This is a genomic window from Chitinophaga japonensis (assembly GCF_007830125.1).
Taxonomy (GTDB): Bacteria; Bacteroidota; Bacteroidia; order Chitinophagales; family Chitinophagaceae; genus Chitinophaga; species Chitinophaga japonensis.
The window spans coordinates 373,637-387,120 of the sequence record NZ_VLLG01000002.1 but is presented as its reverse complement, the minus strand read 5'-3'; the positions used below and the strand labels follow the sequence as shown (position 1 = coordinate 387,120).

The window sequence follows — 13,484 nt, the reverse complement described above, 5'->3', positions numbered from 1 at the left end:
CTGCTTCAATATGAGCATCGCGGAATTAACTGATATGGAACTACTGCAGCGCATTCAGCAGGATGATGCCCTTGCTTTTGAAATGCTTTATCTCCGCCTGTGGGAGCAGTTGTTCGTATTTGCCATGAAGCGCCTGGGATCAGAAGAAGATGCAGCCGATGTGGTGCAGGAAGTATTCGCCAGCCTCTGGGCCCGGCGCCATTCCCTGGAGATCAGGGGAGACAATTTCAAGGCCTACCTTTTTTCCGCCGTCAAGTATAAGGTGATCAACCAGGTGGCCGCCATGCTGCAAAACCCGCAGAAGCTGGAACAGGTGCGGGAAACCCTGCTGCCCGCCGTAAACAATGCCTCGGAAGTGGTGATCACCAAAGAGCTGGAAACGATCCTGAAACAGGAGATACAATCCCTCCCCGGCAAAATGCGCGAAGTGTATCTGTTATATATTGAGCAGCACCGCACAGTAGCGGACATTGCCAAATCCCTTTCTCTTTCCGAGCAAACCGTGCGCAACCAGTTGGGCCTGGCCAGGAAAAGGCTGAAAAAATCCCTTCAGCACGCCATGTTGTTTTGTTTCTTTTGAGCTAAAGATCTGCACAGGTTACTAAAACGGGAAAAAGGCAGCGGGAATGTTACGGCAAATGATCGGATGAATGCTGTGGTGAATGGCCGGTAATATCCTTTAGGCTAGTTCATGCGGATTAACAATTTGTAAGCCCTGTATATTTTTAAAATCTGCGATATTGCGACTAATCAAGGTTAAATTCCAGACAACAGCGGTTGCTGCAATAATGGCGTCAGGGAGTTTTATGCGATACGTCTTCCTGAGCTCTATAGCCTTAACAATTACTGCTTCATCCAGTGTAAGTACATTGCATACGGTAATAAAAGCCTGGAGTACCTGTAGCTGTTGCTCATTTGCCTGGGGCCAGGCCAGTAGTTCCATACGGGTAATGACTGAGATCTGTGGAACCAGGTTTTCAACTAAAACGGCTGCTTTTTCCGGGAGCTTATTATCTAAGAAATCGATAACTGTATTGGTGTCAATCAAATAGCCCTGTTCCATTCGTTACGAATATCTTTTATGTGTTGCTGAAGATTGTTGTACTGATCATTGGTAAGTTTAAGCGCTCCCCTAAGTTTGGCTAACGTATTTTTAACGGGTGGCGCTTGTTGTAACTCATCAGTAGCATATAGCAACACTTCAATTTGCTTGCCTACATAGTCCTTAGGAATAGACAGGTGCAAATCTGTATTCTGCGGTGTGAGTGTTGTTCTGATCATACAGGCTTATTTTCCATAAAAATACTAAAAACATGTAACATTAACGGGTTTGGGCCGGCTATCCATCCAGCGTGCGCCCGAAGAACAATACATATCCGTCGGCGTCTTTAATTTCAAATCCCCGCAAACCATCATCACTGTCCATGAGTGGTTGAAAGAACCCGACATTGCGTGACGAGAATTCTGCCGCCAGCGCGTCAGGATCCGGGACATGAAGGTAAGCGTCCCAGCGGGCAATACCTTTTTTGATATCCCGTGTGTAGTTCGGTACGGGATCGACACCAATGTCTTTCAGCATGATCATTGCCGCACCCCGTTGGACAATGCCGAAGAAGATATCGTCTTCGCTGGGTCCCTGGAACGTGATGTCGAACCCGAGGCGGTCGCGATAAAACCTCAGCGCGGTGGGAACATGCTTTACGATAAAGAATGGCGCAATGCCGGAAATCGCTGTTTTAGCCATGTAAGGTGCCCTTGTAAGGTTAAATAATTGCTTTTACAATTGCGCCATCCAGACATTGGCGTTACCACACGCAGGATCGCCTTCCCTGTATAACAGTATGCGGAAACCATGGGCTTCAAGCAGTGACTGGTATTGATGGGTATCCAGCGAGCCGTGAAACAGGTTTATTCCCCCGTTCATTACCCAGGTCTCACCGTATGCGGTGCCTGAAGTGAACAATAACACGCCCTTGCTATTCAAATGGCTTTTAAATACCTGGAACATCGGAGGCTGATCTTCAGGGGGAAGGTGGAAGAGGCTGTGCCATGCAATAATGGCGTCAAATTTACGGCTTAATGAAAGTCGGCGCATATCTGCCTGTACAAAATCCGCGGATGGAAGATTTTTCTTTGCAATGTCCAGCATGCGGTAGCTGGCATCCACCCCCGTTACCTGCATTCCCTTGCTTAACAGGTATCTCATGATGGGCGCCCCGGTTCCGCAGCCAAGATCCAGCACGTCCGCTCCCTTGCCTGTGATCTCAACCAGGCTGTCAAGGTAGGCTTGCTCCATTACTCCCTGGTACCGGTTTTCAGAAAACCAGTCGGCGATGACATTGTATGCTTTAAAAGCGTTGTTTTTTTCGTTTTCCATATTGGCGGAATCCTCTAACAAATGTAGAGAAAATCTAAAGCTGTCTGACTGCCTCGCCGGGGTTGGGAGCCCCCATTTGCTGTTCCCCAACAGCAATTTCCTCTTGTCCTGCCGGCAGATCTGCATCACTTAATAATTGCTTAACATTCCCCTATGGTTAAAAAGCATTTTTACCGGACTTATATATAAAGACGCCCTGAATGGACATAAACGGATTTGAAAAGGTCATACAGCGCTACCTGAACGGTCAGGCCACCGATGAGGATCTGGCGCTGGTAGAGCAATGGTTCCGGCAAACGGAAAGCAATGATTACCAGTTGACGGAAGAGCGCAGAAGGATCATTGCCGCTAAATTGCTGCCCAGGCTGCAGGCCATCACCCGGCCGGAAGCCGCCGCACCGCCGACCGGCCGTGGCCTGCTCCGTAGCCTTTCCGGGCGTTTTGTGCGCGTAGCCGCCGCGCTCATCATCGTGGCCACCACCGGTGCGCTGGGATGGGTGTTCCGCTACCAACTGGCCGACAATATCGCCCCCGTAGCCCGCCGGATCGTCAAAGCCGGGCCCTATGAAATAAAAAGGGTGCAACTGCCGGACCAGACCCTGGTGATCCTGAACACCGGCGCCTCCATCAGCTACCCCGTGGCGTACCGGGGCGGCCAGCGCTCCGTGAACCTGGAAGGAAGCGCATTTTTTGAAGTAGCCAAAGACGGGGAGAAGCCCTTCATTGTACATACTGCTTCCCTGGACATTACCGTACTGGGCACCTCGTTCGTAGTGAATGAGCAGCCGGCCCAGGCCACCGTAAGCGTAGTGACGGGCAGGGTAAGGGTAGCCGCGGATGAGCAGCCCCTGGCGGAATTAAAGCCCGGCCTGCAGGTACTGTATAACAAGCAATCCCGGAAAGCCAGCCTGCAACCCGTAGACGCGCAGCAGGTAATGGCCTGGACACAGCATAGCCTGTCCTTTACGGAAGCGCCGCTGGAACAGGTGTTAAAAGTGATCGCACAAAAGTGGAATGTAGCGCTGGAACTGCCCGCCGGACCGTCCGGCAAACAGTTCTCCGGCGATTTTACCAATAACGACAGTTTGGACGATATGATGACAGCCCTGGCACTGACCACAGGGATACATTGGGAACGGACAGCAACAGGAGTTATTACTGTAGCCTATCCATAAGCAACAGCCGGAACCTTGCAAATATTCAGACAATCAATTTTTTCATTGGGATCAATGGGACAGGACATCGTATGCGCAAAAATGAACAAAGCATAAAACAACCAATCGCAAAACAACCAGATAACAAAAATATGTACCGGAAAAAAACACTTTTTACAAATGGGGGCAACAGCATACAACGGCGGGGAGGTATGCTGATAGCAGGCTTGGTGATATGCCTGCTCCCGCATTGGGTCTTTGCCCAGGTGGAAAACCTTACAGAGAAGAAAATATCTGTAACGCTGAGCAACGATGACCTGTTTGGCGCCGTGCAGAAAATAGAGGGCGCGCTCAATGCCCGTTTTATGTACGATGCGCTGGAACTGAGAAGGTCCCGCAAAAGAATTACCGCTACGTTCAGGGACAGAACAGTAGCTGCGGTGCTGACAAGGATACTGTCCGAAACCGGTTTTGGTTACCAGGTGCTGAAAGAAAAGATCGTGATCTACCGCCTCAGGGCCGGCAACAACAATGCCGGGCAACTGGCGGCTGCCGCCAGGGGCGATGAGCAGGTAGTGGTACGCGGTCGGGTGACCGATGAGAAGGGAGAGCCGCTGATCGGGGTAAATATCCGGTCCAGGGACGGGAAAACCGGGGCGGTGAGCAATGCCACCGGCGCTTATACCCTGGTCCTGCCTTCCGCCGGTACCACGCTGGTGTTCTCATTCTTAGGATACATCAACCGGGAGATCACCGTGGATAAAACACAAACGCTGGACCTGCAGATGCTGCCCGATCCGAAAGCGCTGGATGAAGTAGTGGTAACCGCCCTGAACATACCGCGCGAGGAAAAGACCCTGGGCTACGCCACCACCACCGTACAGGGAGAGGAGCTGACCAACGCGATGTCGGCCAACTGGACGGACGCCCTGTCCGGCAAGGTGGCCGGCCTGAACCTGGTCCGCTCCGGCGCCGGCCCTACCGGTTCCAACAAGATCATCCTGCGCGGGGAGAATAACCTGACCGGCGACAACGAAGCGCTGATCGTGGTAGACGGGGTGGTGATCAACCAGGGCAGCGCGCGCCGCTCTGCCGTAGACGGGGAATCCTCTTACGGTACCAGCAGCGATAACATGCCCGCGGATTACGGCAGCGGGCTGAATGACATCAACCCCGAGGACATCGAATCCGTGACCGTGCTGAAAGGTCCGGGCGCAGCGGCTTTGTACGGGCAGCGTGGCGCCAACGGCGCATTGATCATTACCACCAAATCCGGTAGTAAGAAAAGGAAAGGACTGGGCGTTACCTTCTCCTCCAATGCTGCCATGGAGCAGGTGAACCGCTGGCCCGACATGCAGTTTGAATACGGGCAGGGCCTGGATGGGGCAGACTATTATTCTTATGGCACTTACGTGGATGGGGCCAGCACCAGCGGCACCAGCTCCGCCTATGGCCCCAAATTCGACGGGCAGCTATTTTACCAGTATGACCCGGTAACGCAGGCCAGGGGAGAGGAAAGAACGCCCTGGGTAGCTTATCCCGGTAAGATCAACAAATTCTTCGAGACCGGGCAGACCTTCACCAACACCATCAGCGTGGATGGCGGCACGGACAAAACCTCCGCCCGTTTCTCGCTTACCAATGTGAACAACAAGTGGATCATTCCCAATACCGGCTACAGCCGGAATACCGTATCCATGTCCGTTAGCACCAAAGTGAATGACAAGCTCCGGATATCTTCCAAGGTGAACTATACCAACAAGTCAAGCGACAACTTACCCAGCTCCGGCTATGGCAACCAGTCCATCATGTACTGGTATATCTTCTGGCAGCCGAACGCGGACCTGGACTGGCTGCGCAATTACTGGGTGAATGGCCAGGAAGGCCGGAAAATTAAATATCCCTACAGCACTTACCCGGAGAATCCCTATGCCGTGGCCTATGAGTTCATCAACCGCTCCAACCGCCACGGGGTGACCGGGAACATCCAGGCCACCTACGATTTTACCAACAAGCTGAGCCTGATGCTGCGCACCTCCATGGACTTTGCCTATGAGCAGCGTGCGCAGGAGCGTCCCTACGATGCCGGCGCCAAGCTGCCCAAAGGCAGCTACCGCACGCAGAATATCTTTTCCATGGAGGCCAGCAGCGACTTCCTGTTAAAATACGCTACGGATATCAACAGCGATATAGATATTTCCGTTTCCCTGGGCGGCAGCTTGCTGCGGAACCGTTATAACAAGGATGAAACGCGGGCGGACTCACTGACCTACCCCGGCCTGTATACCATGGCCAATGCCGCCGGTCCCCTGGTAACCATGCCCTGGAAAAGCCGCTATGCCATCAACAGCTTTTACGGCCTGATCTCCATGGGATACAAGAATTATCTTTTTATGGACCTCACGGCCCGCCAGGACTGGAACAGCGTGCTGGCTACACCGGAGCGGACGGAAAATGCCGGGTTCTTCTACCCTTCCGCCAACCTGAGCTTCGTGGCGTCAGAAGCTTACAGGCTGCCCGGCTATATCAGCTTTGCCAAGCTGCGCTTCTCCGTATCTGGTGTGGGTAGTGGCGGCACCAAGCCTTACCTCACTGCGTACAACTATGCCACCGCCGGCAGCCTGTATAATGGCGGCCTGCAGAATCCTTCACTGCTGGCCAACCCGGATCTCCGGCCGCTCAGGACCATTTCTTATGAAGTGGGCACGAATGTAAAAATGTTCGGCAACCGCCTGGGCTTTGACCTGGCCCTGTATACCGGCACCACCAAAGACCAGATCCTGGAGCGGGTGATAGACCGTTCTTCCGGCTACGCCAAACAACTGATCAATGCCGGGCAGGTAAACAACAAAGGAATAGAGGTGGCAGTGAACGGCACGCCGGTGCGCACCAAAAAAGGCTTTACCTGGAACTCCAGCATCGTGTTCTCCGCCAACCGGAATAAAATAGTGGAGCTGGCCGACAGTTCCGTAGTGCTGCGTACCGGCCCCGTAGGCGGCGGACAGATCGTAGCCAGGGTAGGCGGCAGCATGGGCGACCTGTATGGAAGAGGCTATGTAAGGGGCCCGGACGGCCAGGTGGTGTACGATGCCAAAACAGGTTTTGCGCTGATCTCGCAGGACGTACAGTACCTGGGCAATACCATCCCGAAATGGAAACTGGGATTCATCAACGATTTCCAGTACAAGCAGTTCAGCCTGCACCTGCAGTTTGATGCGCAGTACGGCGCCGTAGCGCACTCGCTCATGCATTATAAAATGTCCGAACAGGGCAAGCTCACCAAAACCTTGCCGGGACGCTACAATGGCATTATCGGTAATGGCGTGGTGGCGGACGGCGACGGCAAGTACCGCCCGAACGACGTGATTGCAACGGATATTGACGAATACTACCGTTCTCACTATGGCGCAGACAATGCGGAGGGCAGCACCTTCCGTACCGACTTCGTGAAGTTCCGGGAGGCCCGCCTGGCTTATACCTTCAGCTCCGGCCTGACCAGGCGGATCGGCCTGCAGCGGCTCACCCTGGGCGTATATGGCCGCAACCTGTACATCTGGTCCAAATGGCCCATGTTTGACCCGGAATTCGGTACCCTGAGCGGAACGGACATTGTGCAGGGCTTTGAGATCGCGCAGTTCCCGTCTACCCGCACCTTTGGATTTAACCTGGTTGTTGGACTTTAACTTTTTGAGCAATGAACAAGATCATACATAAAATAACAGGTATCGTATTGACGGGCAGCATCCTGCTTTCCTCCTGTACAAAAGATTTCCAGGAGATCAATACCGATCCGAATAATACGCCGAGCGCGCAGCCCTCGCAATTGCTGGCGCCGGCCCTGGTGAGCACCCTCACCTATAACATGATCCGGAACCGCAACTTCAACAATGAGCTAATGCAGGTAACGGTAGACCCGAATGATGCGGAAGGAAGGGTGTTCCGCTACGATTTCCGCTCCAACTGGTCCGATTATTTATACAACGGCTGGTACTCCGAGCTGACCAATTTTAAGGACATCTACAAAATTGCCGGTGAGCAGCTCACTTTCAATGAGTCCTACCAGGGCATCTCCCTCATTTGCCAGTCATGGGTGTATTCCATGCTCACGGATACTTACGGGGATGTGCCTTATTTCCAGTCCAACCTGGCAAAGGACAGCACCATCCTGGAACCGGTTTTTGACAGGCAGCGGGACATCTACATGGATATATTTAAAAAGCTGGAAGCAGCCAATACCCTGCTGGCCAGGGGCACGGGCATCACGGCTTCCAGCGACCCGGTCTATTATGGTGATGTGGCCAAATGGCGCAGGTTCGGCAACTCCCTGTACCTGCGGCTGTTGTTGAGAATTTCCGGTAAAACGGAAGTAGCCGATACCTGTATTGCCAAGATCCGGGAAATAGTGGATGAAAAAGCGTCCACCTATCCCATCATCTCCAATAATGATGAATCGGCTATTTTAAGATGGACCGGCGTGGGGCCCTTTGTATCGCCTTACCTGTCTGTAAGGGAGCAGGACTTCCGCTCCCCGGGCATTGCCACCTTCTTTATTGAGCACCTGGTGAACTGGAATGATCCCCGCATTGACATTCCTACTTATGGAACCGGCACGCCCACCAAGATCAACCGCTGGGGCATCGCTCCTTACCAGGGCGCTTACCTGGGCATTCCCAGCGGCTATGCGCCCGGCGATAACCCGGTAAAGAAATCCTATTTCTATTCCACTTCCGCCAACAGCGGCGCCGGACCTACTTTACAGACCGATCCCCTGACCGGTATGATGATGAACTACGCGGAAGTACAGTTCATCCTGGCTGAAGCGGCCCTGAAAGGATGGATCAGCGGCGATGCCGGCGCTTATTATACCAATGGCGCCCTGAACAGCATTACACTCTGGTTGCCGCAATGGGACGTGCCTATTGAAGATTTCCTGGCCGCATCCGATATCCAATGGGTGGAAAGCATGACGCCGGAGGAGAAAATGGAGCGCATTCACCTGCAGAAATATTACGCCCTGTTCCTCACGGATATGCAGCAATGGTTTGAGTACCGCCGCACCGGCCATCCCATATTGCCCAAAGGTCCGGGGCTGCGGAACAACGGAGTAATGCCCGCCAGGATGACTTACCCGGTGTATGTGCAATCTACCAATCCCACCAACTATAAAGCTGCTGTAGCCGCCCAGGGACCGGATGTGATCTCTACCGAGGTATGGTGGCAGAAACCGTAACAAATAAAATCTCAAGGAATGAAACGCATTATATATTCGCTTTTGCTGTTGACAATGGCCTTTTTGTGGGGATGTAAGAAGGACAATTACCCGGGCGCCGCTATCAGCCCCTATATCGCCATATTTGATATCCGGAACCTGTACAAGGGGGAAGACCTGACGCTTACCACGGATAACATGTTCGGCTCTGAAAAGATCGCCGCCATGGTAGTATCCGACCACTCCGGCGGCAACCTGCCGGAGGGCCTGCTGGTAGTGCAGGACCGCCGCCGTTTGTCGCAGCTCCGCGGCATCTCCATTCCCCTTGGCGCGCAGGCTGCCGATTTTATGCCCGGCGATTCCGTGATCATTAACGTAAGCGGCGGTGTGCTGACAAAAGTGGACGGCGTGCTGCAGATCACCGGCATTACGCCCGGCGATATCACCAAAGTATCTTCCGGCAATGCCATTCCCCTCAACCGGGTAACCACCAGCCAGGTACTGGAAAGGCCCGACAGGTATGAAAGCACGCTCCTGGTAGTGGTAAAAGGCGGGTTTGATCCGCTGCCCGCACCTACAGATGTAATGTCCGGCGACAAGCTGCTGAATGACGGCTTCGGTGAGCTCACCCTGCACACGGAGCCTGGCGCCACCTTTGCAGATACTACCCTGAAAATAAATGCCAACTATTACGGCATCGTTTTTAATTTTAATGGCAAAGACGGTCAGCCGGCGCCGCAGCTCCGCCTGCGCACGGCAAGCGACCTGGCCGTGCTCAGCTCCACCGTGGAAATAACGCCGGTTATCATCACCGGTTTCATGAGCGACCTGAGCGGCGGTGATGGCAACTATGAATATATCCAGTTGATGGCTACCCGTGATATAGACTTTGCTGCTACACCTTTTTCCGTAGTAGTGACCAATAACGCGAATGCTTCTACGCCTACGGGCTACCCGGCTAATGGCTGGGCTACCGGCGACAGGCGTACCTTTAAGTTCAACCTTACTTCCGGTACGGCCGCCAAAGGCACCTTCTTTTACGTAGGCGGCGCCGGAAAGATGATCAACGGCTCCTCCTCCACCAGCATGAGCAGCCTTAACTGGATCCGGTCCTTTGACTATACCAAGATTGATGGTGATGGCTTTGGCACCAAGACCGGCGGCCTGTTTGCCAATAGCGGCAATGCTTCCGGCCTGGCCGTGTTTGAAGGCACCGATATTACCGTAGATTCCCGGCCGGTGGATGTGTTGTTTATAGCTACAGGCGGGAGCCTGTACACGCCCGGACCGCCTCCTGTGGGCTACCGGATCACCAACACGGATTTTTACGATGTGAAGAACCCGATTACGCTGGAAGATCAGCCCTTTTACCGGAGCGGCACCAATACCCTCAGCCTGGTGTATAACGGCGGCCAGGGATATTTTAACCTGCTGGGCGGCGAGTATAACCCGGCTACCGGCAGGTGGATAAAGGCCAGGAGCCAGACCGCGCTGCTGCTCACCAAACAATCGCTGATCACTGAAATTGAAGGGGAAGGATCAACAACGCTTAAACAATAATACAAGAGAGATGACGCTTAACAGGAGAAACTTCTTAAAAAACCTGGGCATTACCGGATCATTGCTCACCGTGCCATCCGCGCTGCTGCAGGCGAAGCCCCGCATTAAACGCGGCAATAAAGACCTTTCCGCCATCACCCTCAAAGGAAAGGTGCACAGCGGGGGGAAAGGCATTGCCGGCGTGGCCGTAACAGACGGGATCAATATTGTGCAGACGGATGCCAGGGGGCAGTACGAGCTGGCCAGCAACGCTACCGCGGAATTTGTGTACATCAGCGTACCGGCAGGATACGCCATCCCGGAAAATAAAAGCATTGCCGCCTTCTATCAACCGGTGGCCAGAACAGGCGGCGTGCAGCAAAATGATTTTGAGCTGGAGCAACTGGAGACGGATGACCGTAAGCATAATTTCGTGGTATGGGCGGATACGCAGATGCGCTCCCGGAAAGATGTGGAGCTGCTGAAAAGCCAGTCCGTACCGGATCTGCAGGCGCTGGTACAGTCCTATCCCAAAGGCGCCCTGTTCCACGGCATTGGCTGCGGCGACCTGGTATGGGATCGCTTTGAGCTGTTTGAAGGTTACCGGCAGGCCGTGGAGGCTTGCGGCATCCCGTTCTATAACGTGATCGGGAACCACGATATGGATATCGATGCGCGTACAGATGATCATTCGGCCAATACCTTTAAGCAGCAGTTCGGACCCACCTACTATTCCTTTAACCGGGGAGAGATACATTACATCGTGCTGGATGATGTGTTCTTTATAGGCGCCGCCAAAAAATACATCGGTTACCTCACGGAAAACCAGTTGCAGTGGCTGGAGCAGGACCTGGCGCTGGTAAAACCGGGTAGCACCATTGTGCTGAGCCTGCACATTCCTACCTATACCGGCGCCGGGCGCCGGAACAAAGGGGAAGACCCGATAGGCGGTACCGTCTCCAACCGGAAGCAGCTATACAAGCTGCTGGCGCCCTACAAGGTGCATATCATGAGCGGCCATACGCATTTTAATGATAACTGGGAGGAAGGGAACATTATGGAGCACAACCACGGCACGGTTTGCGGTGCCTGGTGGACCGGCCCGATTTGCGGCGACGGTACGCCCGGCGGCTACGGCGTGTATGAAGTGGACGGCACGGATATTAAATGGTACTACAAATCCACCGGCCTGCCAAAGGAACAGCAGTTACGGGTGTATGCCAAAGGCCGGCTGCAGGATGCGCCGGATGAAATTTCCGCCAATGTATGGAACTGGGATCATCAATGGAAAGTGGAGTGGTACGAGGATGGTGTGTTGAAAGGCCCGATGGAACGGCGGGTATCGCTGGACCCCTGGGCGGTGGAGCTGTATGCCGGCCCAGAGCTGCCTAAGAAGCACAAGTTCGTGGAACCCACTTTGACGGATCATATGTTCTTTGCAAAACCTTCCGCTGCTGCAAAGCAGATCACGGTAAAGGCAACGGACCGCTTCGGCAATGTATACGAAGATACCCTTATGATATAACCTGTAGCATCTCTTATTCACGCCAAAAGGCTTCAAATTCAATGATTTGAAGCCTTTTGGCATTTCCGGGAAAAATTTCCCCCTGCATGTCCAATTCCGGCCCGCTCAGTTCTTATTAGGGTGTATACAATCAATATTCACCATAAAAAACTGAGTTATGCAAACGAATAATATCACTACTGCGTCCCGCATCCGTACAATTGCCTATTGGATCGCCACCGCCATCGTGGTATGGGTAATGCTCTCCGGGGGCATCGCCAACCTGCTGCGCATGGAGGCTACCGTACAAGGCATACAGCAACTGGGCTACCCGGTGTATTTCCTCACCATTATCGGCATATGGAAGGTGTTGGGAGCCATTGCCTTGCTGGCGCCGCGTTTCCCGCGGCTGCAGGAATGGGCTTATGCCGGCATCTTCTTTGAGCTCACCGGCGCCACGGCCTCCCAGGCATTCACCGGCAACAGTGTGGCCCACATCATCACCCCGCTTGTTTTTGCCGGCCTGCTGCTGGTTTCCCGGGCGCTGCGTGCGCACCGCCGCCTGCAAAAGAAGCAGCAGGAAGGCTTGAAAGACGGAAATGCGCTGTGGCCTGACGCCGGGTGGGAAGTCAAAGGGATCAGGCCGGGAAGTGATTGATGGAACGGCCTGTATAGCTACCTGCTCTCAAAGTGCGGGATTTTTATTTTGAATTTTCATGTTCGCTTCATCTTGGGGGGATAGCTTTGTCCCATCAAGAAAATTATTAACCATAAATTGAAATTATGAAAGCGAACGGATTAATTCTTATTGCGTTGTTTATTGCTACTACTGCCTTCGCACAAAATGCTGCTACAAAGCACGACCTGCAGGCAAAAGCAAATGCCAGTGCCGGGGTAGATGCCGGGATGAACAACCAGGGCGGATCTGCCGGCGCCAACGTATCATCAGCAGCAGAGATGAGGTCAGCGGCCGGTGTTACACAGGAGCGCTTGCAAACCGGGCTGAATGCACAGGGGACTGCTGAATATAAGCAGGAAGGCGCTGTTGCCGGGAACCCTAAAACAGGCGTTGCTATAGGAGAAGAAGTAAAAGGCAGCGTGGAAAGTGGACTGCATACAGGGAGAGAAACAGGGAGCCACCTGCATGCGCAGGCAGTGAAAGAGGCAAAACAGGTGGGCCGGCAGATAAAGAATGTGGGTGCGGACGCAAGCATTAATGCGGCAGCGGGCAATTCACTGAAAATAAAGACAGTGCCTGTAAAAGTGAATACACTCACCACGGCAGGAGCAGGAGTCAGGATTCTTTAATTTTTCCGGATGCAGGTTTTTGCTGGCGGACAGCGGCAAAAACCTGTATTTTTATGCTGATGAAAAAATCGTTTGTATATCAGATCGCATTCCTGTTGGGGTTGGCGATTGTGGCGCCCCTTGCCTTACTTGGGCGGGAAACAGGCAACGTCTATGGCAGTGAACTGCCTGATATTCGCCTGATGTCCATGGCCAGGGATACGGTGCCTCCCGGGGTAACGCCAGGTGAGACACAGCAGGAGGTAAAACCGCCGGAAATTAAAGAAGTGCCGAAATCAAGAAGGAAGATAAAACCTGCGCCTGTTTCTGCTCCCATACCGGTCAAACCGGTGATCAGGCCGAAGGTGATCAAGCCAAAAGTTATCAGGCCCAAGGTAGGTTTGAGCCTCTAAT

At 53.4% G+C, this 13,484-nt stretch carries 13 protein-coding genes; 9 read left to right on the top strand and 4 right to left on the bottom strand.

The features are described 5' to 3' along the window. Positions 1-10: 10 nt before the first annotated feature. A complete protein-coding gene (locus LX66_RS01510) occupies positions 11-580 on the top strand; it encodes an RNA polymerase sigma factor (RefSeq protein WP_145710127.1) in 570 nt (189 codons plus the stop codon). A 99-nt stretch (positions 581-679) separates the two neighbouring features. Here LX66_RS01510 and LX66_RS01505 read toward each other — a convergent pair whose 3' ends face one another. Genes LX66_RS01505 through LX66_RS01490 form a run of 4 tightly spaced genes read right to left on the bottom strand, consistent with a single transcriptional unit; the run spans position 680 to position 2,377 of the window. After that, positions 680-1,063 carry a type II toxin-antitoxin system VapC family toxin gene (locus tag LX66_RS01505; protein WP_145710126.1) on the bottom strand — a complete coding sequence of 128 codons (384 nt, stop codon included), beginning with the start codon at positions 1,061-1,063 and terminating at the stop codon, positions 680-682. Further along, a complete protein-coding gene (locus LX66_RS01500) occupies positions 1,045-1,281 on the bottom strand; it encodes a hypothetical protein (RefSeq protein WP_145710125.1) in 237 nt (78 codons plus the stop codon). The genes LX66_RS01505 and LX66_RS01500 overlap by 19 nt, the downstream gene beginning before the upstream one ends. 58 nt (positions 1,282-1,339) lie before the next feature. Next, on the bottom strand, positions 1,340-1,744 hold the full coding sequence (locus LX66_RS01495; RefSeq protein WP_145710124.1) for a VOC family protein: 405 nt from the start codon (positions 1,742-1,744) through the stop codon (positions 1,340-1,342). Positions 1,745-1,777: 33 nt separating this feature from the next. Beyond that, entirely contained in the window at positions 1,778-2,377 is a 600-nt protein-coding gene (locus LX66_RS01490) for a class I SAM-dependent methyltransferase (protein WP_145710123.1), read from the bottom strand. Between the two features lie 200 nt (positions 2,378-2,577). Here LX66_RS01490 and LX66_RS01485 point away from each other — a divergent pair, with 200 nt between their 5' ends. The 8 genes from LX66_RS01485 to LX66_RS01450 all read left to right on the top strand — a co-directional run bounded on the left by LX66_RS01485 (position 2,578) and on the right by LX66_RS01450 (position 13,483). Continuing rightward, on the top strand, positions 2,578-3,552 hold the full coding sequence (locus LX66_RS01485) for a FecR family protein (protein WP_145710122.1): 975 nt from the start codon (positions 2,578-2,580) through the stop codon (positions 3,550-3,552). 191 nt (positions 3,553-3,743) lie between these two features. Continuing rightward, entirely contained in the window at positions 3,744-7,214 is a 3,471-nt protein-coding gene (locus LX66_RS01480; protein ID WP_211365923.1) for a SusC/RagA family TonB-linked outer membrane protein, read from the top strand. Positions 7,215-7,225: 11 nt separating this feature from the next. Then, entirely contained in the window at positions 7,226-8,761 is a 1,536-nt protein-coding gene (locus LX66_RS01475; RefSeq protein ID WP_145710121.1) for a SusD/RagB family nutrient-binding outer membrane lipoprotein, read from the top strand. Between the two features lie 18 nt (positions 8,762-8,779). Next, positions 8,780-10,300, top strand: coding sequence for a DUF5689 domain-containing protein (locus LX66_RS01470; RefSeq protein WP_145710120.1), 1,521 nt, complete (start codon positions 8,780-8,782; stop codon positions 10,298-10,300). Positions 10,301-10,310: 10 nt separating this feature from the next. Next, on the top strand, positions 10,311-11,804 hold the full coding sequence (locus LX66_RS01465; RefSeq protein WP_145710119.1) for a calcineurin-like phosphoesterase C-terminal domain-containing protein: 1,494 nt from the start codon (positions 10,311-10,313) through the stop codon (positions 11,802-11,804). 157 nt (positions 11,805-11,961) lie between these two features. Continuing rightward, a complete protein-coding gene (locus tag LX66_RS01460) occupies positions 11,962-12,441 on the top strand; it encodes a DoxX family protein (protein WP_145710118.1) in 480 nt (159 codons plus the stop codon). A gap of 125 nt (positions 12,442-12,566) precedes the next feature. Further along, positions 12,567-13,091 (top strand): hypothetical protein, encoded by a 525-nt coding sequence (locus LX66_RS01455; RefSeq protein WP_145710117.1) that lies wholly within the window; start codon positions 12,567-12,569, stop codon positions 13,089-13,091. A gap of 53 nt (positions 13,092-13,144) precedes the next feature. After that, complete coding sequence (locus tag LX66_RS01450) at positions 13,145-13,483, top strand: hypothetical protein (RefSeq protein WP_145710116.1); 339 nt, start codon at positions 13,145-13,147, stop codon at positions 13,481-13,483. The last annotated feature ends 1 nt before the right edge of the window (position 13,484 follow it).

Coding starts and splice junctions, on each gene's coding strand:
- LX66_RS01505 (WP_145710126.1), bottom strand. CDS start 1,063: ATGGAACAGGGCTATTTGATTGACACCAATACAGTTATCGATTTCTTA.
- LX66_RS01455 (WP_145710117.1), top strand. CDS start 12,567: ATGAAAGCGAACGGATTAATTCTTATTGCGTTGTTTATTGCTACTACT.
- LX66_RS01510 (WP_145710127.1), top strand. CDS start 11: ATGAGCATCGCGGAATTAACTGATATGGAACTACTGCAGCGCATTCAG.
- LX66_RS01460 (WP_145710118.1), top strand. CDS start 11,962: ATGCAAACGAATAATATCACTACTGCGTCCCGCATCCGTACAATTGCC.
- LX66_RS01500 (WP_145710125.1), bottom strand. CDS start 1,281: ATGATCAGAACAACACTCACACCGCAGAATACAGATTTGCACCTGTCT.
- LX66_RS01470 (WP_145710120.1), top strand. CDS start 8,780: ATGAAACGCATTATATATTCGCTTTTGCTGTTGACAATGGCCTTTTTG.
- LX66_RS01465 (WP_145710119.1), top strand. CDS start 10,311: ATGACGCTTAACAGGAGAAACTTCTTAAAAAACCTGGGCATTACCGGA.
- LX66_RS01450 (WP_145710116.1), top strand. CDS start 13,145: ATGCTGATGAAAAAATCGTTTGTATATCAGATCGCATTCCTGTTGGGG.
- LX66_RS01490 (WP_145710123.1), bottom strand. CDS start 2,377: ATGGAAAACGAAAAAAACAACGCTTTTAAAGCATACAATGTCATCGCC.
- LX66_RS01485 (WP_145710122.1), top strand. CDS start 2,578: ATGGACATAAACGGATTTGAAAAGGTCATACAGCGCTACCTGAACGGT.
- LX66_RS01495 (WP_145710124.1), bottom strand. CDS start 1,744: ATGGCTAAAACAGCGATTTCCGGCATTGCGCCATTCTTTATCGTAAAG.
- LX66_RS01480 (WP_211365923.1), top strand. CDS start 3,744: ATGCTGATAGCAGGCTTGGTGATATGCCTGCTCCCGCATTGGGTCTTT.
- LX66_RS01475 (WP_145710121.1), top strand. CDS start 7,226: ATGAACAAGATCATACATAAAATAACAGGTATCGTATTGACGGGCAGC.